Source organism: Companilactobacillus muriivasis (assembly GCF_036246245.1).
Classification (GTDB): Bacteria; Bacillota; Bacilli; order Lactobacillales; family Lactobacillaceae; genus Companilactobacillus; species Companilactobacillus muriivasis.
In genome coordinates, this window is record NZ_BTTQ01000001.1 from 339,441 (window position 1) to 362,156 (window position 22,716).

The 22,716-nt window shown below is 36.0% G+C and carries 26 protein-coding genes and 1 pseudogene; 18 read left to right on the top strand and 9 right to left on the bottom strand.

The features are described 5' to 3' along the window. Positions 1-57: 57 nt before the first annotated feature. The gene (locus AAA923_RS01735) at positions 58-918 is read right to left on the bottom strand and encodes an alpha/beta hydrolase (RefSeq protein ID WP_338214241.1); all 861 of its coding nucleotides are present in this window, start codon (positions 916-918) and stop codon (positions 58-60) included. 394 nt (positions 919-1,312) lie between these two features. Beyond that, entirely contained in the window at positions 1,313-2,188 is an 876-nt protein-coding gene (locus tag AAA923_RS01740; RefSeq protein ID WP_338214242.1) for a LysR family transcriptional regulator, read from the bottom strand. A gap of 125 nt (positions 2,189-2,313) precedes the next feature. On the opposite strand from AAA923_RS01740, the pseudogene gap reads away from it, so the two are divergent. Together gap and AAA923_RS01750 are read left to right on the top strand one after the other, a co-directional pair. Next, positions 2,314-3,342, top strand: a pseudogene (gap, locus tag AAA923_RS01745) (type I glyceraldehyde-3-phosphate dehydrogenase). A 502-nt stretch (positions 3,343-3,844) separates the two neighbouring features. Continuing rightward, positions 3,845-5,095 (top strand): GH25 family lysozyme, encoded by a 1,251-nt coding sequence (locus AAA923_RS01750; protein ID WP_338214243.1) that lies wholly within the window; start codon positions 3,845-3,847, stop codon positions 5,093-5,095. 90 nt (positions 5,096-5,185) lie between these two features. Here the strand turns inward: AAA923_RS01750 and AAA923_RS01755 are convergent, their stop codons facing one another. Further along, a complete protein-coding gene (locus AAA923_RS01755; protein WP_338214245.1) occupies positions 5,186-5,596 on the bottom strand; it encodes an iron-sulfur cluster biosynthesis family protein in 411 nt (136 codons plus the stop codon). A 395-nt stretch (positions 5,597-5,991) separates the two neighbouring features. Here AAA923_RS01755 and AAA923_RS01760 point away from each other — a divergent pair, with 395 nt between their 5' ends. Next, entirely contained in the window at positions 5,992-6,954 is a 963-nt protein-coding gene (locus AAA923_RS01760) for an alcohol dehydrogenase catalytic domain-containing protein (protein WP_338214247.1), read from the top strand. A 56-nt stretch (positions 6,955-7,010) separates the two neighbouring features. On the opposite strand, the gene AAA923_RS01765 is transcribed toward AAA923_RS01760, so the two are convergent. Together AAA923_RS01765 and AAA923_RS01770 are read right to left on the bottom strand one after the other, a co-directional pair. Continuing rightward, entirely contained in the window at positions 7,011-7,418 is a 408-nt protein-coding gene (locus AAA923_RS01765) for an iron-sulfur cluster biosynthesis family protein (RefSeq protein WP_338214248.1), read from the bottom strand. Positions 7,419-7,525: 107 nt separating this feature from the next. Next, entirely contained in the window at positions 7,526-8,635 is a 1,110-nt protein-coding gene (locus AAA923_RS01770; protein WP_338214250.1) for a low temperature requirement protein A, read from the bottom strand. Positions 8,636-8,831: 196 nt separating this feature from the next. Between AAA923_RS01770 and AAA923_RS01775 the strand changes: the two genes are divergently transcribed. Genes AAA923_RS01775 through AAA923_RS01785 form a run of 3 tightly spaced genes read left to right on the top strand, consistent with a single transcriptional unit; the run spans position 8,832 to position 9,348 of the window. Further along, complete coding sequence (locus tag AAA923_RS01775; RefSeq protein ID WP_338214252.1) at positions 8,832-9,017, top strand: hypothetical protein; 186 nt, start codon at positions 8,832-8,834, stop codon at positions 9,015-9,017. Next, positions 8,993-9,196: a hypothetical protein gene (locus AAA923_RS01780; RefSeq protein WP_338214254.1), complete on the top strand. Its 204-nt coding sequence runs from the start codon at positions 8,993-8,995 to the stop codon at positions 9,194-9,196. The genes AAA923_RS01775 and AAA923_RS01780 overlap by 25 nt, the downstream gene beginning before the upstream one ends. Then, positions 9,172-9,348 carry a hypothetical protein gene (locus AAA923_RS01785; RefSeq protein WP_338214256.1) on the top strand — a complete coding sequence of 59 codons (177 nt, stop codon included), beginning with the start codon at positions 9,172-9,174 and terminating at the stop codon, positions 9,346-9,348. Before AAA923_RS01780 ends, AAA923_RS01785 begins: the two co-directional genes overlap by 25 nt. Before the next feature lie 71 nt (positions 9,349-9,419). Here the strand turns inward: AAA923_RS01785 and AAA923_RS01790 are convergent, their stop codons facing one another. Further along, positions 9,420-10,304: a LysR family transcriptional regulator gene (locus tag AAA923_RS01790; RefSeq protein ID WP_338214257.1), complete on the bottom strand. Its 885-nt coding sequence runs from the start codon at positions 10,302-10,304 to the stop codon at positions 9,420-9,422. Between the two features lie 110 nt (positions 10,305-10,414). Here AAA923_RS01790 and AAA923_RS01795 point away from each other — a divergent pair, with 110 nt between their 5' ends. From AAA923_RS01795 to AAA923_RS01805, 3 genes are read left to right on the top strand one after another with little or no spacing between them, the layout of a single operon-like run. Further along, positions 10,415-11,278, top strand: a complete 864-nt coding sequence (locus AAA923_RS01795) for an aldo/keto reductase (protein ID WP_338214258.1) — start codon at positions 10,415-10,417, stop codon at positions 11,276-11,278. A gap of 17 nt (positions 11,279-11,295) precedes the next feature. Beyond that, complete coding sequence (locus tag AAA923_RS01800) at positions 11,296-11,883, top strand: maltose acetyltransferase domain-containing protein (RefSeq protein ID WP_338214259.1); 588 nt, start codon at positions 11,296-11,298, stop codon at positions 11,881-11,883. Between the two features lie 22 nt (positions 11,884-11,905). Further along, entirely contained in the window at positions 11,906-12,520 is a 615-nt protein-coding gene (locus tag AAA923_RS01805; RefSeq protein ID WP_338214260.1) for a putative quinol monooxygenase, read from the top strand. Between the two features lie 203 nt (positions 12,521-12,723). Here the strand turns inward: AAA923_RS01805 and uhpT are convergent, their stop codons facing one another. Together uhpT and AAA923_RS01815 are read right to left on the bottom strand one after the other, a co-directional pair. Further along, positions 12,724-14,112, bottom strand: a complete 1,389-nt coding sequence (uhpT, locus tag AAA923_RS01810; RefSeq protein ID WP_338214261.1) for a hexose-6-phosphate:phosphate antiporter UhpT — start codon at positions 14,110-14,112, stop codon at positions 12,724-12,726. Positions 14,113-14,386: 274 nt separating this feature from the next. Further along, positions 14,387-14,791, bottom strand: a complete 405-nt coding sequence (locus AAA923_RS01815) for a hypothetical protein (protein ID WP_338214262.1) — start codon at positions 14,789-14,791, stop codon at positions 14,387-14,389. Between the two features lie 165 nt (positions 14,792-14,956). Between AAA923_RS01815 and AAA923_RS01820 the strand changes: the two genes are divergently transcribed. The 9 genes from AAA923_RS01820 to AAA923_RS01860 all read left to right on the top strand — a co-directional run bounded on the left by AAA923_RS01820 (position 14,957) and on the right by AAA923_RS01860 (position 21,728). Next, complete coding sequence (locus AAA923_RS01820; RefSeq protein WP_338214263.1) at positions 14,957-15,709, top strand: hypothetical protein; 753 nt, start codon at positions 14,957-14,959, stop codon at positions 15,707-15,709. 230 nt (positions 15,710-15,939) lie between these two features. Continuing rightward, the gene (locus AAA923_RS01825) at positions 15,940-16,674 is read left to right on the top strand and encodes a sulfite exporter TauE/SafE family protein (RefSeq protein ID WP_338214264.1); all 735 of its coding nucleotides are present in this window, start codon (positions 15,940-15,942) and stop codon (positions 16,672-16,674) included. A 127-nt stretch (positions 16,675-16,801) separates the two neighbouring features. Continuing rightward, a complete protein-coding gene (locus AAA923_RS01830) occupies positions 16,802-17,134 on the top strand; it encodes a bacteriocin immunity protein (RefSeq protein ID WP_338214265.1) in 333 nt (110 codons plus the stop codon). 75 nt (positions 17,135-17,209) lie between these two features. Continuing rightward, positions 17,210-18,838, top strand: coding sequence for an ABC-F family ATP-binding cassette domain-containing protein (locus AAA923_RS01835; protein ID WP_338214266.1), 1,629 nt, complete (start codon positions 17,210-17,212; stop codon positions 18,836-18,838). A 184-nt stretch (positions 18,839-19,022) separates the two neighbouring features. After that, a complete protein-coding gene (locus AAA923_RS01840; RefSeq protein WP_338214267.1) occupies positions 19,023-19,529 on the top strand; it encodes a VanZ family protein in 507 nt (168 codons plus the stop codon). 199 nt (positions 19,530-19,728) lie between these two features. Then, positions 19,729-20,232 (top strand): VanZ family protein, encoded by a 504-nt coding sequence (locus tag AAA923_RS01845; protein WP_338214268.1) that lies wholly within the window; start codon positions 19,729-19,731, stop codon positions 20,230-20,232. A 397-nt stretch (positions 20,233-20,629) separates the two neighbouring features. Beyond that, a complete protein-coding gene (locus tag AAA923_RS01850) occupies positions 20,630-20,995 on the top strand; it encodes a helix-turn-helix domain-containing protein (protein WP_338214449.1) in 366 nt (121 codons plus the stop codon). Positions 20,996-21,038: 43 nt separating this feature from the next. Beyond that, positions 21,039-21,425: a YjjG family noncanonical pyrimidine nucleotidase gene (locus AAA923_RS01855; RefSeq protein ID WP_338214269.1), complete on the top strand. Its 387-nt coding sequence runs from the start codon at positions 21,039-21,041 to the stop codon at positions 21,423-21,425. A 3-nt stretch (positions 21,426-21,428) separates the two neighbouring features. After that, positions 21,429-21,728: an HAD family hydrolase gene (locus tag AAA923_RS01860; protein WP_338214270.1), complete on the top strand. Its 300-nt coding sequence runs from the start codon at positions 21,429-21,431 to the stop codon at positions 21,726-21,728. Positions 21,729-21,764: 36 nt separating this feature from the next. Here the strand turns inward: AAA923_RS01860 and AAA923_RS01865 are convergent, their stop codons facing one another. Next, a complete protein-coding gene (locus AAA923_RS01865) occupies positions 21,765-22,574 on the bottom strand; it encodes a Cof-type HAD-IIB family hydrolase (RefSeq protein ID WP_338214271.1) in 810 nt (269 codons plus the stop codon). Positions 22,575-22,716: the final 142 nt, after the last annotated feature.

The following is a 22,716-nucleotide window of genomic DNA, read 5'->3' on the forward strand; positions in this document are numbered from 1 at the left end:
ATCAAAAAGCTGAAGTAATCGTTATTCTAGATTACTTCAGCTTTTATTTATATAAATTTATTTTTTTGTTTGATTAGTAGTTTTAGCTGGTACCTTACTAATAAATTGATGGAATAGGGTAATGAACTGAGCGTTTGTTAACATATCAGAATGCTCAGCGTTGGTACCTGTAAGTGTAATAAACATGTAGTGTTTGATCTGATCTTGATAGATGTATTTACCAGAATCTACGCTGCTCAATGGCACGATTCCATCATTTGCGTACTGTTTGGTTCCAGCAACTGAATAATAGCTCAGATTCTTAGGCAAGTTCTTTCTGCCATCAATGAGTTGGTCAAGCATTTCTGTGTGGTCGTCTTGATTAGTTTCTTCAAGATTGAATGGTGCTCCGATAGTCATTAGATGTTTGATTTTGGTATTAGTCTGTTTGAAGTCATCTTCAAGGAAATATGTCCAAATCAAGCTACCATTGGAATGTCCGAAAGCATTGAAGGTATGGAAGTGATACTTTCTTTGCAAATCCCGAAAGGCGATATTAAACCACTTGGCCTGTTTTTTGATGTTTTCAAAACCGTCCTGACTATTTTCGAAGCCAACAACGATGTATGGGTGCTTGTCCTTAGGTTGAATATGTCCAGTGTAGGTCAAGGAATTATCGGTATTTACGGTAACTTTGAGCACACTGTGATTTTCCTTGTATCGCTGGTCAACGGTTGCAATCAAACCGTCAAGAGCACTATTATCAGCACCGCTACCCGGGATCATAATTATCGGTGTCAGGGTTGTATCAGAATTCTTGGAAGCATTAGCTGCATTCTTTTTGGTCCACAATAATGAAAAAGTTCCTAATAAAAGTAAAACTATAATAATGATAACTGGATATTTTCGAGTTTTATTACGTTTGTTATCCCTACGCATAAAATGCTACCTTCTTTGGGTAAGTATTAGAATGCCAAGTAGATTATAACGTTAAATTAAATTTTTTTTTGGAAAAAAGACTCGAAAGTTTGTAAAAATATTAATTGTATTTGGTGGTGTCTGCCTCCGGTTGTCAGGAATATAGTTCTGCTATGGGGACCGGCGCGAGTCAAGGTCTCGCACCTCGACTTGAAGCCTTACCAAAAAACGGTAAGTCTCCAAGCTCGTCCCGTGGTGTAAATGCTAAAGCATTAACGCCACCTCCATTGCAGACTATATTTCTGACAATCTCCGGTTAGTGTATTGTTTAGAGATAATTATAATCAATAAAAAAATCAATCACTAAAATGTGATTGACTTAGTTGTTTATGTACTAAAATACAATTCTAAAAAGCTACTCTAAAACAGGTTCTTGACTATCTGCATATTCCTTTAACATTTTGATAAACTCTTCAAACGGACGATTGACGAAATGATCTTTTCGATAAATGAAGTCTAATTGAACTGTTGAGAATTCTTCTGGCAATTCTGTCATATATAGTAGATTTCGATCGACGTATGATTGAGCAATTTTCTTAGGAACGATGCTGATGCCAAGTCCTGCACATACGCTTGCCATAATTGCATCTAAATAATTGAATTCGATGGGATGGTGGAGGCTGATATTTTGTGAATGTAACCAGTCTTCGGTGGTTTTTCGATAAACACAACCAGGAGTAAATACTAGAAACGAGGCTGTTTTTAAATCGGGAGGTTCAGGACTGGCTGATATTAAACAAAGGTCTTCATTAGCTAACGGAACTGAAATTAGGTCGGTCATGTCGACATTTTCACCAACGACGGCACCATCGATTTCGTAATCGAGCACTTTTTGAACATTGTTGGCCGGGTTGCCTGTTTTGATTGCTAGGCGAACTTTGGGAAATTTGCGATAGTATTTAGTCAAAATTGTTGGTAAGAAAGTGGATGAAGCTGACTGCAATGTTCCAATGCGTAAATTACCTTCAACTTTAGTAGGATGTTTCATTTGATTGATTGTATCTTCTGTCATGTCAACGATACTGCTGGCACGATTGTAAAACTCTTTACCAGCATCAGTTAGGATAACGCCTCGATTGGTTCGATAAAAGATGGTTGTTCTTAGGTCAGATTCTAGTTGGTGTACTCGAGCTGAAATATTAGATTGAGCATAGCCCAGTTGTTGTGCGGCACCAGAGATACTGCCGGTTTGGACGATAGCGATAATCATTTTAAAAGTATCAATATTCATAGCAATTCTCCTGATATCATTATTTGATATAGTGGCATTCGTTTTCTCGTAGTTTATTATATACCAAGTTGACCTTATACTGTGTTTGTAAGTTAAGAGAAAGAGAAATCACAGGAGGAAATATTATGACAACAAAAATTGGTATTAACGGATTTGGTAGAATCGGACGTTTAGCATTTAGAAGAATCGCAACTTTGCGTGACCAAGGTAAGACAGATCTTGAGGTCGTTGCTATTAACGATTTGACATCACCACATATGTTAGCTCACTTGTTAAAATACGACACAGGTCATGGTAACTTTAAGATTGATTCAATCACTAATGAAGATGACGCAATTGTCGTCGATGGTAAGAGAATTCCTGTTTACGCTGAAAGAAATGCCTAGGATTTGAAATGGGTCAACAATGATGGCGTTGACATTGTCCTTGAATGTACTGGCTTCTATACATCAACTGAAAAAGCTCAAGCACATCTTGATGCTGGTGCCAAACGAGTTTTGATTTCAGCTCCATCAGGCCAAATGCCAACTGTAGTTTATGGTGTTAACGAGGATATTTTGACAAACGATGTTCGCATTGCTTCAGTTGGTTCATGTACAACTAACTGTATCGCACTTTTGGCTAACGCTGTGAATAAGGAGTTTGGTATCAAAGCTGGTTCTATGACAACTATTCACGCTTATACAGCTACTCAAATGTTGCAAGACGGTCCAGAACGTAATGGAAATGTTCGTGCCGCTCGTGCTGCTGCTCAAAACATTATTCCTCATTCAACAGGTGCTGCCAAAGCTTTAGGATTGGTTATTCCAGATTTGAAAGGTAAGTTGGATGGACATGCTCAACGTGTTCCTGTAATCTCAGGATCAGTTACTGAATTGGTAACAACTCTTGATAAAGAAGTAACAGTTGATGAAGTTAATGCAGCTGTAAAGAAGTATACTGAGAACTCAGAATCATTCGGATTTAACGACGATGAGATTGTTTCATCTGATGTAATCGGAACAAGTTATGGTTCAATCTTTGACCCAACACAAACACAAATTGTTGGATCAGGTGCCAGCCAAGTTGTAAAGACAGTTGCTTGGTATGACAATGAGTCAGGTTTCACAGCTCAAATGATTCGTTCACTTGAAAAGTATGCTAGTTTAGATTAATTGAAGGATGCCGTCTCCAGAGCTGAGAAGTATTTCGCCTGCTGTGCGGTACGGGCCGAGCCAAGGTCTCGTCCCTCGGTTTGAAGCCTTGCCACAGTTCGGCAAGTCTCCAAACTCGCCCGGTGGTGTAATTGCTAAAGCAATAACGCCACTTCCACTGCTGGTGAATACTTCTCATCTCTTCCGACTAATTGGTCTGGATACTACTAGTCTGGATATATTGATTTCTGACTATTATATTTGGATGAGATAATTAACCATGAGATTTTAATTCTCCGTAGGCACTATCAATAAATGTTATCAAAATAAGGAATGAATTCGATATTATGAATTCATTCCTTGTTTATTTTATTAATTATTAGATTATATTTTTACTATTTAGTTACATTTTAATAACGTAACCATTACCATTTTTATACAGGTATGTGACTTTGACTTATTTTTCCCATGATAGACCTATACTTTTAGATGTTGTTGAGGAAACAAAAGGGAGAAGAGGTTTATGGTTTTGAAGAGAAGATTTATTGTAGCTTTGACTACATTCATGTCTTTGTTGATTGTATTCTTTGGCGCTACAACTGTTGATGCAGCCCGAAGTGATATGGTTGATGTTTCAAATTACAATGGTGCAATGACTGTTGCTAATTTTCAAGACATGCACAATAACTACGGTGTCAAAGCGGTAGTAACGAAGATTAGTGAGGGTACGTCATTTAAAGACAGTACTGCTGCTAACAATATTGCAACGGCTCAATCTGCGGGGATGTACATTAGTGGTTATCACTATGCTCATTACAGTTCTGTTAGTGGTGCGATTGCTGAAGCTGACTATGCTGCGAAAACTGCTCAAGCTGATGGACTACCCAGTGGTTCTGTTTTGGTAGCCGATGTTGAGAGTTCTGAACAGAGTGCTAGTTCAGTATCACAAAATAATGCTGATAATGCGGCATTTATGAATGAAGTAGCTAAGTATGGTTACCGTTCAACGATTTACACAATGGGCTCTTGGGTTGGTTCAGTTATGAACGTCAGTCAAGGATGGATTGCATCATATCCATATGATCCAACTGGCCAAGATTGGTATACTTCAAATCATGGCTGGCAATGGTCAAGTACAGCTACCTTTAATGGTAGTTATGGAAACTTTGATGTTTCTGAATTGTATGATAGCTTCTTTACAAGTTACCAATCACCAACTGGTTCAACAACTACTACGACGGGTTCAAGTTCAACTAATAGTGGTTCGACTTCTACAAGTGGTTCTTCAAGTAGCTCATCGAATTCGACAACTGTCAGTGGGACTTCAGTGATCAGTGTCAACAATGCTTCTGGAAACTTTGTACCACTAGTTTCAGTTAGTAGCGATGGCAGTACAGTTCAAACATTGAGCAGTCGTGCATTGAGTAATAACTCCTCTTGGCAAACTGATCAGACTAAATCTGTTGGCGGTGTAACATATTATCGTGTCGCTACCAATGAATGGGTTTCTGCTCAATACTTGAAGGGCAATAATTCAAGTGCTAGTCAAGGCAGTTCAGCTAGTAATATGAGTGTTATTAAAGTTAAGAATAGTAATGCTAACTTTGTTCAATTGATGGCTTTGCAAGACGATGGAACTATGAAAGTTGTTACTAACCGTGCTTTGGGAAATAATACTTCATGGCAAACTGATCAGACTAAAGTTGTTAGCGGTGTGACATATTATCGTGTCGCCACTAATGAGTGGGTTGCTGCAAACTATATTATTAGTTAATTATGTAAGATTATTTAAATGGAAGGCAAAAATAGGACTAAGAAATCATTTATTGGATTTCTTGGTCCTATTTACTATCAAATAAACTAATTAACAAATTTTGTCGCCTAGGCTAAGCATTTTCTCACGACGTTCTGCAGCTGTTTCTGGTTTAACATTTCTCCAGTCAACAACTGACAAAGCTCCATCAAGAATACCACTGTTGTCTTTCAAAGCTAGGGCATTGTGCCAAACAGAAATGTTCAAGCCGTTGGTCGTCAAATCAGCATCGTTTTCTGAAGTGAGCAGGTTATAGCCGGCATCATTTTCAACTTTAATGGTGTAGTTTGGATCAGCTTCATTAAGAATTACTAATTGAAACTTGTCGCCGATAGCACAGCTACCACCGAGGCTTGAGTATTTATTTGAGCCATCGTCGGTTGTGAGGAGAATGACTGCATTTGTAGGAACGTTTTTATTATCTAAGTAAGTTTTTGCTTCTGGTTTAATATCGATTTTCATGATTAAAGGTCCTTTCCACTACAATTATTTATTAGTTTGTGTAAAACTAATTTGTACAAAACCTTTATTACAATATATAATTTACAGCACATTAACCAAAGATACAAATAATTTGCCTATAGTTGAATCTGATAGTGATTTTGCATTGGAATAACGGGAATTAGTCTGAATTGATTTGAAGAGTTCTTTAATCAAGATTTAATATAGTTAAAAATAATAATAATGCGTCAGAAGGAAGAAAACCATGTCTGAAAACAATGAAAATAATCCATACTGTCATGCAGGAATGACTTGTCACGATGGTTGCCACTGTTCTAGCGCTGACGGGATTTGCCATTGCCCAATGATCAGTGATGAAAAATGTGCTACGGCTATTGTGGAGTTAAAAAGTAGTTATGAGGGCAGCTTATATCAATCAAGTTGGTGGAATTGATGAAATAAAGATCGGTGAGATACCAAAACCTGAATTACATGACAATGAAGTGATGGTTAAAACTTTAGCTGTATCGGTTAATTTTGTGGATACGTTTGTCCGTTCAGGCGGGTTCAAAACGGCGATGGATTTTCCATTTGTGATTGGTCGTGATGCGGTCGGAGCTGTGGTTGAAGTTGGAAAAAATATTTCAAAGTTTCATAAAGATGAATTAGTTTGGACCAATAGTATGGGATATGATGGCCGACCTGGAACCACGAGTGAGTTTGTAGTTGTTCCAGAGACAAGGGTATACTCTGTCCCTAAGGTCGTTGACCCAATTAAACTAGTTGCTTCAGTTCATTCTTCAGCAACAGCGGCCATTTTATTGGCAGATATATTGCAAGTTCAGTCTGGAAATAAAATTTTAATAGAAGGTGCTGCCGGTCATGTTGGAACGAAATTGGTAACATTAGCTAAGTCATTGGGATTAAAAGTTTCGACAACCAGCAATACCCGTGATTTTTCAAAATTAAGGTCTTTGGGTATCAGTGAATCTTACGATTATCATGATTCAATTTCAGCAATTGCTGATAAGTTTGAATATATGGTTGATACTTCTGGAAAAGTTGACTTGCAAGATAATTTGGCAAAATTAACATTGTACGGTCAAGTTGGATTGATAACGGCACCCAAAACCAATCAATTTACGTTCAATGTTCGTCAAATGTACACGAATGTACAAGCAATTAAGGGATTTGTTATCAGCCATGCATCGGTTGAACAGTTGCAACATGCTAGTGAATTGTTAAATGATAGTTTTTCTGCTGGCAAGCTGTTGGATGATGAAATTATGCAATTACCAATGGAAAAGGCGGCATCAGCACAAGAGGTGCTAGTTGATGGTCAAACCAAGGCTAGAAAAATAGTTTTAACATTCGATTAAATTTATTGTATAAAAATAGACCTATAATCCTTGTCGATTATGGGTCTATTTGCCATTTAACAAATTGGGTCTCCTAAAGTAACCATTTCGTTAAGACGGTCCTTCTCTGATTCCGGGCTGACATTGCGCCAGTCAATAACTGCAAGGGCGTTGTCGAGAATTCCACTCTTATCTCCCAATGTTAAGGTTCCGTGATCAAAGCCGATTGTTATATTGTCACTTACCAAATACTTTTCGGTTTCAGTCATGCTCAATTGGTAGTTGGCGTTGTTTTCCACTTTAATAGAGAAGTGTTCGTCAGCTTGATTCAAAATGATTAGTTGAAATTTGTCGGCCAATTCACATGTAGCGCCGATACTGGAATATTTATTTGAGCCATCGTCAGTAGTTAAAATAACGATACTGCCACTGGGAATTTTGTCAGCTAAGTATTGTAATGCTTCAGGTTTAAAGTCTGCTTTCATAATTAAGATACCCCCCAAAATTGATTTTGAAAAATTATTTCGTGTAAAACCGATTTCTCATTTACAATTTAGTTCTTAAGATTGCGTTTGACAAATTATTAGCTCAATTAACTAATTTGGTGAACGATGCTTTGTGATAATGTGAATGAGTTTATCACAGTTACTATGGCTGTAATGACTACTATGGCATCGAGGTTCGGGAATATGTAGCACAATAATAGTCCTATTAAAGTTGATACTACGAAAATTATCTTAACGTGACGTTCCTTTTTTATATTGGACTTATTATAAACATCGGCTAGAAAAGTTCCTATATAAAACATCATCAATCCAGTGTAAAGAATCATAATAGCTGCAGTCTTTGAGAACTCTGTCTCGCTGATAAAGTCCAATGAAACTGTAATTAAGCTCAGACCAAAGAGAACTGGATAGTGAAGATAGATTAATCGATTACCGGTTTGATTGGTTTTATTCTCATCGATAAAATGGTCAAATTGAGTGATATATACCATAAATAATGCACAGATAATGACAAATATCAGGATAGAATAAATATTAAATTCACTAATTTTAAAATAATCGGCAATATCGACTATGGTCTCACCAAAGCTGATGATGATTAAAGCTGTTAATCTTTCCAAAAGATGAGGAAAGTTAATGGCTCTGCCGGTCATTTTTGATGTGAAAATACCTGGTAAGATCCAACTAGTTAAAACACCAGTCAGAGCGACAGTTAGGCCAGTTTTAAATGGCAGTAAAGCACCAGCTAATAGCAATATTGTTCGGAGTGATAGAATATAAACAAATAATATTGTAAGGTTTCTATCGACCTGTTTGTGACTTCGGATGTGGACCAAGAGGTATTGCAACACCAAAGTTGCTGATAATAGTGCGGCTGCTAATGTAAATGGTCGGAACCAGTGTTGAATACTACCGTCAATATTGTTCGACATGAATAAGACAATTGCCATATCAAACATGAAAAATAGGATGTTTTCAATCGAATTTTTACCATATCGGTTAGTGAAAACTGTCTCAACCATCCAAGTATTGATGAAAACAATTAACACGATAGAAAAGATGATAAATTGCTGTAAAAATGATGTTCCCTCAGGTACATGACTGATTAATCCAGTTAGCTTTGAAACAGCGTAGACAAAGACTAAATCGTAAAATAACTCGGTTAATTCAACTTTTTTTGGAATTAATTTGCTCATTAAAACACTTCCTAGTTTGTTGATTAGATTGCCTTATAATTCTACAGCTATTTATTATTTATTAGGTAATTACTTGTGTAATAAATTATATTAAAAAATGCACTTGATTAGTGGACTTTTGTATAAGTAGGTTTTGTAGTGATATTTTGTGGGAAGGGATTATAATAGAACGTACTAGAACTTTGGAGGTCATATTATGGTAGAAAAAAAGTCACAACCAGAAAAGGCAAATAAGCAGAAGCATATAAATATATTTGCCACACCAGAGTTTCGAAATCACGACTTTCAAGCTGATTTGAAAAATGATCCTGAGCTTAGACCACTTGATCCAGTCGATAGGGAAAGGTTAGATTACATATGGGAAAAAGAGATAAAAAAGTAGTCGATGAAGATATGATGTATAAATCACTTTCGGCCCAGCATGTTAATATATTTACTTCTCCAGAACTAAAAGATTATGATTTTCGAGCTGATCTCAAAGAAATTCCAGAAGCAGCTGAGTTAGACCCAGTTGGTAAGGAAAGGTTGGATTATATATGGGAAAAAGAGATAAAAAAGTAGTCGATGAAGATATGATGTATAAATCACTTTCGGCCCAGCATGTTAATATATTTACTTCTCCAGAACTAAAAGATTATGATTTTCGAGCTGATTTTAGAGAAATTCCAGAATTGATGGAGTTAGACCCAGTTGGTAAAGAGAGGCTACTTTGATTCACATAGATAGAAAATAAAGGATGAATATTCTAACTTTGAATTATCATAAGTTAGAATATTCATCTTTTTTATTGGACTGATAATTGTGCTTTAAGAAAGTTAATAAATGTCTGTGCGACTTCACTTAGTGGTGAACCTTTTCGCCAAATCAAGAAGTGTTTGAGTTCACGTCTTGGTTCAATTGGAATGAACTTTAATTTTCCATCAGCTGGCAATTCAACGCCTGATATACAAACTAGTGCGCCTAAACCAGCTTGAGCCAAATAAATAGCATTGGTCAGTAGATTATATTCGGCTACAATTTGTGAAGAGATTTCTTCTGCCTGCAACCAATCGAATAACTCATCACGAACTAATTGCCGGTGGGGGATGATTAGCGGTTGGTCCTTTAAATCACTAATTGAGATTTTTTCCTGTTGCCAAAGAGGGCTGTCTCGGTTAACAGCGATACCCCAAGAGTCTTCAATGGGCAATTTTAAATAATGATATTTGGCAGTATTAATGGGTGTCGAAACGAATCCAACTTCCAATAATCCTTGATCAAGTCGTTCCTTAATCGAAGTTCCGTCCGCATCAAATAAATCGAAGATAACATTGGGATTTTCCTGGTGGAAATTCATTAATTGCGGTGTCAAAAATTTAGTTATCGTTGATTCGACGCTCCCGATTCCAAGAGTTCCAGTCAGTTCGTCGTTATTAAGATTTCTAACCAACTGATTAGCTCGATCCAATTCAATTAAAATTTGTTGGACGTGTAATTGATATGCCAAACCAGCTTTTGTTAAAATCATTCGATGTTTCTCTCGTGTAAATAGTGGGGTTCCCAGTTCTGATTCCAGTTGTTGGATTTGACGACTGAGTGTTGGCTGCGCTACATGCAATTCACGAGCTGCCGAAGAGACAGTTCCTGATTTGGCAATGGTTAAGAAGTAGTTCAAGATTCTTGTTTCCATATCCTTTAACCTCACAATACGATTTAGGTATAGTCATATATTCATTATAAGTCTTTTACATATAAGTATGACGGGATTATCCTAGATATTGTAATGAGGGGGTAATGCAAATGATTCCGATGATTCAATTAAATAATGGTCAAAAGATGCCCCAAGAGGGGTTTGGAACTTTTCAAATAACAGATTTTGAAACGTGTAAAAATGCTGTCTTAAAAGCTTTGGACATGGGATATCGGTTGATTGATACGGCCCAAGTTTATCGAAATGAACGGGCAGTTGGTGCAGCATTGAAGTTAACATCGGTGCCACGTTCAGAGATCTTTGTCACAACGAAGGTTTGGTTACCATTTTTCGGTGATGATGTTACAGCACAATCTGTGGAAAATTCTTTGCAACGAATGGGATTAGATTATCTAGATTTGGTATTGTTGCATGAGCCATATGGTGATTACTATGGTGCCTATCGCGACTTGGAAAAACTGGTTGTAGCAGGTAAAGTTAAGTCAATTGGCGTTTCCAATTTTGATGCTGGACAGTTGTTAGACTTGGATCATCAAATGAAGATTACTCCAGCAGTTAATCAAGTAGAATTAAATTTATATCAGCAACAAACAGATTTAAGAAAATTTCAAACTGAAAAAAAGATTGCGATTGAAGCGTGGGCGCCATTAGGTGAAGTGAATGGTTCAATTTTACAGGAACCAGCTGTTTTGCAAATTGCTGAGAAATATCACAAAACTGCCGCACAAATACTATTGCATTATTTAGTGCAACTCGGCGCAGTAATTATTCCTAAAGCAGTTCAGGGAAGTCATATGCGTGATAATTTGGATATTTGGGATTTTGATTTATCATTATCAGAAATGCACCAATTAGCAATTTTGGACAAGAATAAGTGGTTTTCTCCGAATAGACACACACTCAGCAGTACCAAGCATTATATGGATTTAATCGATGAAGGTTTAGATTATTAGATGAGGAGAATTATTTTATGACAATGACAGAACATGAGAAACTTTTGGCTGGTAAAGATTACGATTATCGTGATCCAGAGTTACAAGCGATGTTAAGTAATGGTCGCAAGCTTGTTAAGCAATTAAATGAAGCAACTGCCCCAACTGAAAAAGCAGCTATTACGCAACAATTGTTTAATAAAGTTGGGACAAGATTGACGATTAATGGTCATTTTGAAGCAATTTATGGTAAACATATCAGCTTTGGTGACGATGATTTTATCAATGGCAATTGTTTCTTCCAAGATTCTAATTTAATTACATTTGGAGACCGAGTTATTGTCGCTCCTGATACGAAGTTTTATTGTGGGGAACATGCACTGGATGCTACAAAACGTTTTGGCGTGCGTGAGGATGGCAGTCGTTATTTAATTACCTATACTGAACCAATCACGGTTGGTAACGATGTTTGGATTGGTGGAAATGTGACAGTTATCGCCGGCGTACATATCGGTAATAATGTTATTGTCGCTGCTGGTGCGGTAGTTGTTAAAGATGTTCCTGATAATAGTATTGTTGGCGGTGTTCCAGCCAAAGTTATCAAGTCATTAGCTCCATTAAAATAATTATTTTGAAAGTAGGGTAAGCATGAAGTTAACTGAGGTACCAATTTTAAGAATGTATCATTTAACAATCGATGGTTCAAAACGTGATGATTTTCTTGCTGCGGGCGTTCATAATTTGTTGACGTCACATAAAGAAGAACCCGGTACGTTAGCAATGTATGATACACATTCGGATGATGCCGGTATTGATAATTTTGTGGTAGAACTATATCAAAATAATGATCAATATCAAATTCATGCGAACTCCCCACAATTTAAGGCTTATGGGCAAGTCGCTCAAAAAGTTGTTACTGATAAGAGTATGCAGGAATTGCATCCACAATTTTTGAGGACAAATGATGATGATTTAGTCGTTAGTGAGCAGAATGATTATTATTTGAAACTGACGAATTTTAGTATTAGTGCCGATATGGTTGTAAAATTTAAAGGCGAGCTCAAAAATTATCAACCAGAATCGACGGTTTATTTAGCAACAATTGACTCATCAGAAACTGATTGGTTGAGTTTGGAATTAGTTAAAGATGATTCTGAATCGGTACTTGATCAAAGTATTAGGCGATTCTCTAATGAGTCAGATATAAAATTATTAAAAGTGGATTCATTAGTTAGTCAGTCTAAAGTAGAATTTATGGGCTAAAATGACCAACAGAGTAGATAATTAGGTACAATGCTAAAAAATTCAGTATTTATGGATCTTGATGGAACCACTTTACTTTGTGATTATTTTTGTACAAATATATTTTTTTCCGCTTAAACCAAACGAGACTAGCAATCCACAGTCGGATTACTAGTCTTGTTTTGTATTGATTTTTGCGTCAATATTTGAACCTTTTTAGTCCATTATTTATTAATTGATAATTGTTGACGAATACGTTTTTCCTCTCCAATAGCGATTATTGCTAAGACAATAATACTTAAAATTACAGCTAGATAGAAGACGATGAATGTATCATTCCAACCGTGTAAGTTCATACCCAACATTGATAGGCCATTGGCTTTAGGATCGGCGATTGCAGCAAATCCAACTTGTGCCATTAGATCACCAAAGATGTAAGCAAAAGTACCAGTTAGACCATCAGAAACATTTAAGGCATTTTTAGGAACAAAGCTGATAACAGATACACCAATTAGAAGTTGAGGACCATAGATCAACATTCCTAAGAAGAATAGTGAAGTGTTAATCATCATCGGAGTTGTACCATAACGATATCCTAAAACGACAAAAGCTGTTAAAGCTAAACAGATAATTGATACTACGGCTCGGCGTCCTTTTAGAAGATCAGAGAACCAGCCCCAGACAACACTACCGATAATTCCACCTAATTGGAAAAGCAACAAGGTATTAGCACCTTGTGCAACGGTAAAGTGAAGTTGTTGAACAGTATACAATGGTGCCCAATTGACAATTCCAATTCTGACAACGTAGACGAAGACGTTTGCAATACAAAGTAGCCAAACCCAAGGACTCTTCATAACAAAAGTTTTAAAAATATCCCACTTACTCATTTTTGCAGCTGATTCATCAGCTTTTGAAATGTTTTCTCCAAATATAACTTCACTGGAATCCCAGCCTAATTCTTGAGGATCATCGGATCCGAAAAATAGTCCCCAGAAACCAACGATTAATCCGATAACGGCAGGGAAGATGAACATCCCACCAACGTTACCACTGAATAAATGATTAGCACCCCAAAGTGCAATGACACCAGCAACCGCACCTCCAAATTCGTGTGAAATATTCCAGATGCCGATATAACGTCCACGAGTTGTCGTTGTTGTCCAACGAGAGATAGTGGATAGTGAGGCAGAACCACCAGGTGATTGGAAGATACCGTTTAATGACCAAAGAACCAAAATCAAACCAACCGGAGCTTGGTTCATTAATAAAGCAACACCAATAATCAAAGTCATAATAGCAGCTAAAATAAGTAAGAATGACATGAACCGTTTTGTATTCTTACCGTCGACTACATAACCTAAAACTGTTTTGCCAATTCCATAAGCAAGAGAGAATCCGTAACCAATCCAACCTAAAGCGGTGGTTGAAATACCTTGCTTAACCAAAAGTGGCTGTGCAGCTGACAAGTTATTCCGTATCAAATACATACAAAAGTAAACCAAGAAAACAACCAAGAAGGACTTAAGGAATTCCTTGAACCAACGACTTTTTTGTTCATCGATGGAAAGTCCTAATTTTGCAGGTCGCTTTAAATCAAAATAATGTAACATTAAAAACATCCCCTCAAAAAAATTATTGAATTAAGTAGAGTGGGAATCAATTTGAAATATATTTCGTGATAATAATGAAGGGTGAAAATCAAAGTGTTGTAAATTGGTCTGCAACTGGTACTTAATTCACATTAATTTTAGTTTATCGAACCGGTTCGATACCAAGGGTAAAATAAAAAAACATGCCAAATTATCAAAAATGGCATGTACTTTGGACTATTTATTTAGTTTAAGATCATAACCTATTTTACGAGCAACTTTCAACCTTTATTTACTATACAAATTTCAAGTGTGCATTATTAAAATAATCCTCGTGAACTGGTGTCAAAATAACTATCGTAATGAAACTGATTAATAATACAATTATTAAAGGTAGCTGAGAAAGTCGAGAAACCGCCAAATCCCCCAAAATGATTGCAAGGTATTGTAGTAAAAGACGATATGGGTGATTGTGGAGTACGTTCAAATATTTAATTTTTCTATACTGTTTGGCATCAAAACGTTTCTCCGTCCAAAACCACATGAGCGGAATGAAAACAAACAGATCAACTATGGTCAAAATGAAACTAAATGACCATTGATAAAACATATTTAAATCTAAGAAATAAAATCTGTTTCCAAATATTCCCATCGCAAAAACAACTATTAGAAAGAAAGAATGTTTACGTAAGTATGACATGGTTTTAATCCTCCCGTTGTTATCATTTTCATTAATATAATTGTATAGCTGATATGAGTGCAATAATAGGAGTTCTAGATATTATTTCATTAATTTTTATTAGAAAAATGTGCTACAACTGGGACTAACCTCATGAGATAATAATGTCCGAGGTAAATTACTACGATGAAGAAAAAACTAATACTTTTAAGTCTACTAGTCTTTGTTTTACCGTTGTTCGCATTCACATGGCCGTTTCAGCATCATCAATCAGATTCAAAAACAGGTCATTTAAGCACTGCCGCTTTGATCAAAAAGAATAAAAAGGCTTGGCAGAAGACAATCAAAGACTCTGACATTATTGATATGGACGGGCAAGTTGATAATCGTGGTTATATCGCCCATTCAATGCTGCAACTTAAAGAGGCCAATGAGTTGGTTATTAAAGGGACAGTCATTAAGTTAGAGAAAATGGATAATCCTGATAATATGGCTTTGACCAAAGCGACCATCAAAATCGATAAGGTTTTTCATGGTAAAAGATCCTTAAAAAGTAAGACTATTGCGGTTGCTTTAAATGGTGGTGTCACGACTTTTGATAAGTGGTACGCTGGTCTGCCTAGTCCCAAAGATGAAGATCACAAGGTGCTCATCAAATATGATGAATATCCGATACCTGAAATTGGTTCGCAGATAATCACTGGTCTGTCGAAAGCTGACTCAAGTGAACCATCAGATTATATGAAGGCTATTAGGAAAAACAAATTTAATTTCAAAAAGACTTATGTTTTAGGGATGCCTGAATTTAACCTTTGGGTTAAGAAGCCCAACGAAAAGAAATTTTACTTAAATAATCCACTGGCTGCTAAGAAATTAGTTGTCAATCCCACTTTTAATAAGGGAATCAATGGTATGACTCAGCAATTTAATCGAAAATAATTAAATGAAGGGGCTGGGGAATGTAATTATTTTTGTCTTAAATATGGCAGCATAAACGTGCAACAAAACATAGCTTTTTCCGCTTAAAACAAACAAGACTAGCAATCCAAAATCGGATTACTAGTCTTGTTTGCCTTAATGCTCGAAAGCTGAACATGTTTTGTTGCACTCTCTTTTTTTTTGTATTCACAACTATAGGTTATGATAGTAATCAAGGGGGAATTACTATCGTGAGTTGGGTATTTGTGATGCTATTTGCCGCATTGGTAGCAGGATTTGTTCAAGGTGTGACTGGATTTGGTTCGGGAATTATCATGATGATCTTTTTACCAAGTTTATTGCCAATCAACCAAAGCGCTGGAGTGTCGACATTAACAATGGTGATTGCGATTATAATGGTCGCATGGCATTATCGAAAAGCTTTAGAATGGAAGAAATTGGTTGTGCCATTCATAATTTACATGTGTATGGCTATTTTCTCAGTTTATTTGAGTAAATTTATAGCTACTGGATATCTGAAAATGTTATTAGGATTACTGTTGGTGGCTTTATCTTTGTACTATCTGTTCATGAATATTCATTCGGTAACGTTGAAGAGTATTCCAGTGTACGTGATGGTAATCTTTGCGCTGATTTCAGGTTTCTTCAATGGAATGTTTGGAATCGGTGGTCCATTGATGGCACTGTACTTTTTGACAATTTCTGATTCTAAAGAAAATTATTTAGCAAGTATTCAGACGTTTTTCTTAATAGACACATTTTTCATTACTACTATGCGTTTTGCCACAGGAATTTTAACGCTTGGTAATATTAAATACATTTTAGTGGGAATGGTTGGAGCAATCATTGGTACGATATTGGCCAATCGTTTTGTTAAACACTTGAATTTGAAAGTTATGACTTATTGTATCTATGGATTCATTGGTATCAGCGGTATGTACTATTTATTAACAACGTTAATTTAAACAATAAGTGTGAGAAATCAGGCTTATTTTTTTTGAAATTAATTGCATATTTTTGTAGCTAAATATTTTCATTACCTTTATATTATGGGTGGAATTTTAGGATGAAAATATTAGAGGGTGTGGGCTTATGAATAGACAAGTTAAGGATGTGCGACTTGAAGAAATTGTGGCTGAGTTTATCGTACAAATGAAGGAAGTTGCTGCTGATCCAGCCATGAAAGAGCGACCTGATTTGAAAGCTATTGTTATTCAAGATATTAAGATACTTGAGAAAAACGAGAATTTGGATAAATTGGCTCCAAAATTATTCCAAGAAATAAGTATCAAGTATATGGAGAGTCCCAAAGATTTTCCGAAGTCACTGATTGAGCTGTATTATTGGGCTCGGGTGGAAACTAATAAGTACGAAGCACTTGCTTGGAGTGATGTACAAGCTGGCACGGATTGGTTGAAAAAGTAAAGAAACCGTTGCGTATCATGGCAATACCCCGTATAATGCAAGCTAGACTAGTACGAAGAAATGAGGATTATATATTTGATTACTGTTAGTGATGTTAGTTTGCACTTTGCTGATCGAAAGCTATTTGAAGATGTAAATATCAAATTTGCACCGGGAAATTGTTACGGCTTGATTGGCGCCAATGGTGCCGGTAAGTCAACTTTTCTAAAAGTTTTATCAGGCGAAATCGCCCCTTCAACTGGTTCTGTTAAATTGGGACCTAACGAACGTTTAGCTACTTTGAAACAAAACCATTATGATTACGATGAATATTCAGTTATGGAAACTGTTTTGATGGGTCATGCTGAACTTTATAAAATCATGCAAGAAAAAGACGCTATCTATGCCAAGCCAGACTTCAGTGAAGAAGATGGTTTGCGAGCAGCTGACTTGGAAACAAAATTTGGTGAAATGGGTGGCTGGGAAGCCGAAGGTGAAGCTTCACAAATGCTTCAAGGCTTGAATATTCCCGAAAAGTTACACCAAGTAAAAATGAACACTTTGACTGCTGGTCAAAAAATCAAAGTCTTGTTAGCTCAAGCTTTGTTTGGCCAACCAGATGTTTTGTTATTGGATGAGCCAACTAATGGTTTGGATGTTGAATCAATTGACTGGTTAGAAGAATTTCTAATTAACTTTGAAAATACTGTTATCGTTGTTTCCCATGATAGATACTTCTTGAATAAAGTATGTACTTACATGGCTGATCTCGATTACAGCAAGATTACCCTTTATGCCGGTAACTATGATTTCTGGCAACAATCTTCTGAACTTGTTCAAAGCATGAAGCAAGATCAAAATGCTAAAAAAGAGGAAAAAATCAAGGAATTACAAGACTTTATTGCACGTTTCTCAGCTAATGCCTCGAAGTCAAAACAAGCTACTTCTCGTAAGAAGATGCTTGATAAAATTACCCTTGATGATATTCAACCAAGTTCAAGACGTTATCCATTTATCAAGTTTGTGCCTAATCGTGATATCGGTAACGACTTGTTGAAGGTTGATGATTTGTCAGTTACTATCGATGGCAAACAAATTTTGAAGAATGTCAGTTTTATCCTTAACAAAGATGATAAAGTGGCTTTCTTGGCTAAAGATGATATGAAGACAACCGCTTTGTTCAGAGTTCTATCTGGTGATTTAACTCCTGATTCTGGAACAATCACTTGGGGTGTAACAACCAGCCGTGCTTACTTGCCAAAAGATTTCAACGCAATGTTTAATGAAGAAACACCAATTATTGATTGGTTACGTCAATTTGCTGAAAAGGGCGAAGACGACGATACTTTCTTGCGTGGATTCTTAGGCCGGATGCTATTCTCTGGGGATGACGTAACAAAACACGTTGACGTTTTATCTGGTGGAGAAAAAGTTCGTGTTATGTTATCTAAAATGATGTTGTTGAAATCTAATGTCTTGATGTTAGATGATCCAACTAACCATTTGGATTTGGAATCAATCACTTCATTGAATGATGGCCTGATTGACTACAAAGGCTCAATTTTATTTGCTTCACATGATCATCAGTTTATCCAAACAATCGCTAATCGTTTGATTTACTTAACAAACGAGGGTGTGGTTGACCGTGCTGATACAACATATGATGAATTCCGTTTGAATCCTCAAGTTGAAAAACAAATTGCTGAATTAGATGGCGAAAACTAAATTTTAAAAATCAAATCCTGTAATCTTCTTGATTACGGGATTTTTTTGCAAATTCTTCACATTTATCACAGAAAAGTCGCATTGGTTTAAGCTTCCTTAAATTTACTGATAGTAGGATTGAAGTATAAATTAAATATAAACAATCAAAAACTTAAAAGTAAATTTATACGAAGGAGTGTTGCTTATGCGTTGGATGCCATTATTTATTATCTTGATTTTGTCAATATTAGGTGGAATCTATCTTTTCAATAATATTAAAGAATTTAATCGACGTCGTGTGGCGTTAATCAGTTTGATCTATGTAACTTTTCTCGGAACCATCTTATTTACTCCAATGTCTTTTACTGGTACAGCGGTTTATATCATGCCGTCAGGAATTGGGAGTGTAAATTTGTACCATATTACTTATGATTTAGGATTCATCGAAAACATTGCTTTAACCGTACCTTTAGGCTTCTTAATTAAGCGAGCTTTCTCAAATATATCATTAGTTTCCATGGTTCCAATTGGTTTAATGACTGGTACCGTGATTGAAACAATGCAGTACTATTTGTCACACATGTTCTTGATCAACCGAACCAGTGATATCAGCGATGTAGTTGCCAATGGAATTGGCATCGTGATTGGTGGGGCTTTAGTTTTTGTTTACCACTATGTTTACGAAAAACAATCATTGGAAAAATGGATTTGAAGATAATAGACGTTATGAATAAGAAAATTCATAATGCCTTTTTTTTTGATCATTAATGAGGCTATATTTGTACAGCAGAATCTACTTTAAGGAATCAATCCTACTTTCTTCACAAAAAAATCGTACTTTCTTCGGATTGTTTAAACTAAAGGGCAGTATAATTTGAATGGTAATATAATAAGAAAAAGGGGCGATGTAATTGCGTTGGATACCTTTATTAGTAATACTGAGCCTGTCGTTTATAAGTGGACTTCATATTCTTGGTAGTATTGATGATGCAAAACGTCGGAGTGTATTTCTGATTAGATTGGCCTATTTGACCTTTCTAGGAGTAGTTTTGTTTACGCCGCTATCTTTCGATGGTATAGCTGTTTATATTGTGCCAGCCGGAATTGGTAGAGTTAATTTGCATTATATTTATGTTGGTCTGGGATTCTTTGAAAATATTATTTTAACAATTCCATTGGGATTTTTGATTAAGAAAGTTTTTCCAAATATGTCGCTGATTTTAATCGTGCCACTTGGATTTATGATTGGAGCAGGCTTTGAATTGACTCAGTATTATTTATCACATACGTTCTTGATTAATCGAGTCTGTGATATTAATGATGTTTTGGCTAACGGAATCGGCATTGCCATCGGTGCAATTTTGGCCGTGGTTTACTACCATGCTTATGAGAAGAATTTATCTGAAAAAATTTAGAATAAACAGGAGAGTGTGACAAAACATGGTCAGCTTTCGAGCATTAAGGCAAATAGAGCAGTAATCCGATTTTGGATTACTGCTCTATTTGTTTTAAGCGGAAAAAGCTATGTTTTGTTGCACGTTTATGCTGCATATTTAAGACAAAAGTAGTTATGTCACAACCCCTTTTTGTTTTTAAAAATTCATAACGGCGTTGTGCTTGTTAACATAAGATTACAGGTAATCAACCATATGATTCTTGTTAATTCAATGTTTGTGGCAGAATTAGCAAATGTTAGTTGCGCAAATCGTACTCTACTTGATACATAATCAATTTAAAAATTGCTTGTCCAATTCAGTAATCTATAACAGAATGTAGGTAAGGATTAATTGAAAATGAAAAGGGGAGAGAATGATGACAGAATTTGCAAAGCAACTTAAGATGTATCGAACGGATCGAGGAATCACCCAAGATGATTTAGCTAGTAAATTATTTGTAACAAGGCAAGCAATTTCAAAGTGGGAATCTGGCGAATCTACTCCTGATTTAAACAATTTGGTTAAATTGACTGAGATTTTTAACGTAAGTCTCGATGCATTGGTCTTTGGTTTAACGGATGAGACGAAAGTTGATCATGAAGAATTTGTCATGGATCCTCAGACACACACCTATGTGAGACGTTACGGTAAAATGAATTTTTGGGATTATATGACTAAGAATTGGTGGGTAATTCTAATCATTGGTGCTGTACTTATTGATGTAGCGATGTTTATGAATTAGTTGGAATTTTAAAAATGTGTTTAAAATGAATGAGGAATTATGAATGATTAAATATATGATTTTTGATTTAGATGATACTATTCTGGATTTTCACAAAGGTGAAATTGACGGAGTTACCAAGATTCTGAAGCAACAAGGTGTTGTCAATATTCAAAAAGCGTTGCAATCATATTTAGAGTTGAACAAAAAGATTTGGGAAAGTATTGAAACCGGAGCATCGCCACAGCCTTTGTTGAATACTAGATTTTCAAAGACGCTGGCCTTATTTGGTATTGATGTTGATGGTGTGAAGTTAGAAGCACAGTATCGTGAGATGTTGAATCATAATTTTTATACGGTTCCAAATGCAGAGGGATTATTAGCTAGCATGAAAGCGTCAGGAGTAAATTTATTTGTTGGTACCAATGGCGTTAAAATAACTCAAATGTAACGGTTGAAAGGTTCTGGCTTAGATAAGTATTTTGACGATTATTTTATTTCTGAAGATATTGGATTTTCCAAACCGAGTGCTGAATTCTTTAAGCCAGTATTTCAGCGACACCCTAATTTGAATAAGGATAATGCGTTGATGATTGGGGATCGTCTACAATCCGATGTCTTGGGAGCAAATCGAGCGGGCCTGAATAGTATTTGGTTCAATCCACGGAAACAAATAAATAATTCTGAAATTCAACCAACTTTTGTTGCTAACAATTTTCAGCAGGTTCGAGAAATTGTGAGGGATGAAAAGTAAAAAGCTTTGACTAATTCAAGTTTAGTCAAAGCTTTTTTATTCGATAAATTTTTCGATTGCGTTACCAACGCCATCATGATTGTTGTCGGTAGTTACATAGTTAGCAACAGCTTTAACGCCTTCAGTTGCGTTAGCCATGGCAACTCCAGTTCCGGCAACTTCTATCATTGAAATATCGTTGTCACGGTCACCCAAGGTCATAACTTCATCCATGTTGATTCCCAACTTGTCGGCTAGAAATTTCACGGCATTACCTTTATTAACGTTTTTAGGAAAAATCTCTAAATAACCGACACCGGTACGTACAACGAAGTAATCAGTAAATGATGCCTTGATGAAATTTGTGATCTCATCCAATTTAGATTCTTTAGCATTAATAACAGCCTTAGTAATTTCAAAGTTTAGTGGTAAGTCTTCAGGTCGCCTGATATGTAAATCATCGTTGCCTTCAAAAGCCATTGCAATCGTAAAACGGTTGATATCATAGTTATTGCTAGTATAAATATTGCCATTAACGTCAAAAACACAGTAGGAAAGGTCATTGGTCTGGGTAAATTCAACAAACTCTCGATAGAATTCATTTGAAAGTGTTCGTTGCATGATAAATTCACCATGCATGTTTTCAATAATGGCACCGCCGTTAGTGATCATGTATTGTTCGGTGCCTTCTATACCGAGTGCTGAGGCATACTTTTCCATTGCCTTATGTGGTCGACCTGAGCATAGAACGACTTTAATGTCTTGTGCTAAGGCAGATTTAATCATAAGTTTATTTTTATTCGAAATAGTTTTAGCGCTATTCAAAAGTGTATCGTCAATGTCGATAGCAATTAATTTATAATTCATGTTTTCTCCTAGAAAGTGGATTGTGCTAATCTTTATTAGTTCAATTTAGAAGAAAATTCAATTTAAAACCATCGATTTTGTTAAATAATTAAAAGTTTAATTGGAATAATTGCTTGACATTTTATTTCAAAATAGACGATTC

Bases quoted from the DNA above. Each gene is read 5' to 3' on its own strand.
- AAA923_RS01735 (WP_338214241.1), bottom strand. From the start codon at position 918: ATGCGTAGGGATAACAAACGTAATAAAACTCGAAAATATCCAGTTATC.
- AAA923_RS01740 (WP_338214242.1), bottom strand. From the start codon at position 2,188: ATGAATATTGATACTTTTAAAATGATTATCGCTATCGTCCAAACCGGC.
- AAA923_RS01750 (WP_338214243.1), top strand. From the start codon at position 3,845: ATGGTTTTGAAGAGAAGATTTATTGTAGCTTTGACTACATTCATGTCT.
- AAA923_RS01755 (WP_338214245.1), bottom strand. From the start codon at position 5,596: ATGAAAATCGATATTAAACCAGAAGCAAAAACTTACTTAGATAATAAA.
- AAA923_RS01760 (WP_338214247.1), top strand. From the start codon at position 5,992: ATGAGGGCAGCTTATATCAATCAAGTTGGTGGAATTGATGAAATAAAG.
- AAA923_RS01765 (WP_338214248.1), bottom strand. From the start codon at position 7,418: ATGAAAGCAGACTTTAAACCTGAAGCATTACAATACTTAGCTGACAAA.
- AAA923_RS01770 (WP_338214250.1), bottom strand. From the start codon at position 8,635: ATGAGCAAATTAATTCCAAAAAAAGTTGAATTAACCGAGTTATTTTAC.
- AAA923_RS01775 (WP_338214252.1), top strand. From the start codon at position 8,832: ATGGTAGAAAAAAAGTCACAACCAGAAAAGGCAAATAAGCAGAAGCAT.
- AAA923_RS01780 (WP_338214254.1), top strand. From the start codon at position 8,993: ATGGGAAAAAGAGATAAAAAAGTAGTCGATGAAGATATGATGTATAAA.
- AAA923_RS01785 (WP_338214256.1), top strand. From the start codon at position 9,172: ATGGGAAAAAGAGATAAAAAAGTAGTCGATGAAGATATGATGTATAAA.
- AAA923_RS01790 (WP_338214257.1), bottom strand. From the start codon at position 10,304: ATGGAAACAAGAATCTTGAACTACTTCTTAACCATTGCCAAATCAGGA.
- AAA923_RS01795 (WP_338214258.1), top strand. From the start codon at position 10,415: ATGATTCCGATGATTCAATTAAATAATGGTCAAAAGATGCCCCAAGAG.
- AAA923_RS01800 (WP_338214259.1), top strand. From the start codon at position 11,296: ATGACAATGACAGAACATGAGAAACTTTTGGCTGGTAAAGATTACGAT.
- AAA923_RS01805 (WP_338214260.1), top strand. From the start codon at position 11,906: ATGAAGTTAACTGAGGTACCAATTTTAAGAATGTATCATTTAACAATC.
- uhpT (WP_338214261.1), bottom strand. From the start codon at position 14,112: ATGTTACATTATTTTGATTTAAAGCGACCTGCAAAATTAGGACTTTCC.
- AAA923_RS01815 (WP_338214262.1), bottom strand. From the start codon at position 14,791: ATGTCATACTTACGTAAACATTCTTTCTTTCTAATAGTTGTTTTTGCG.
- AAA923_RS01820 (WP_338214263.1), top strand. From the start codon at position 14,957: ATGAAGAAAAAACTAATACTTTTAAGTCTACTAGTCTTTGTTTTACCG.
- AAA923_RS01830 (WP_338214265.1), top strand. From the start codon at position 16,802: ATGAATAGACAAGTTAAGGATGTGCGACTTGAAGAAATTGTGGCTGAG.
- AAA923_RS01840 (WP_338214267.1), top strand. From the start codon at position 19,023: ATGCGTTGGATGCCATTATTTATTATCTTGATTTTGTCAATATTAGGT.
- AAA923_RS01850 (WP_338214449.1), top strand. From the start codon at position 20,630: ATGACAGAATTTGCAAAGCAACTTAAGATGTATCGAACGGATCGAGGA.
- AAA923_RS01855 (WP_338214269.1), top strand. From the start codon at position 21,039: ATGATTAAATATATGATTTTTGATTTAGATGATACTATTCTGGATTTT.
- AAA923_RS01865 (WP_338214271.1), bottom strand. From the start codon at position 22,574: ATGAATTATAAATTAATTGCTATCGACATTGACGATACACTTTTGAAT.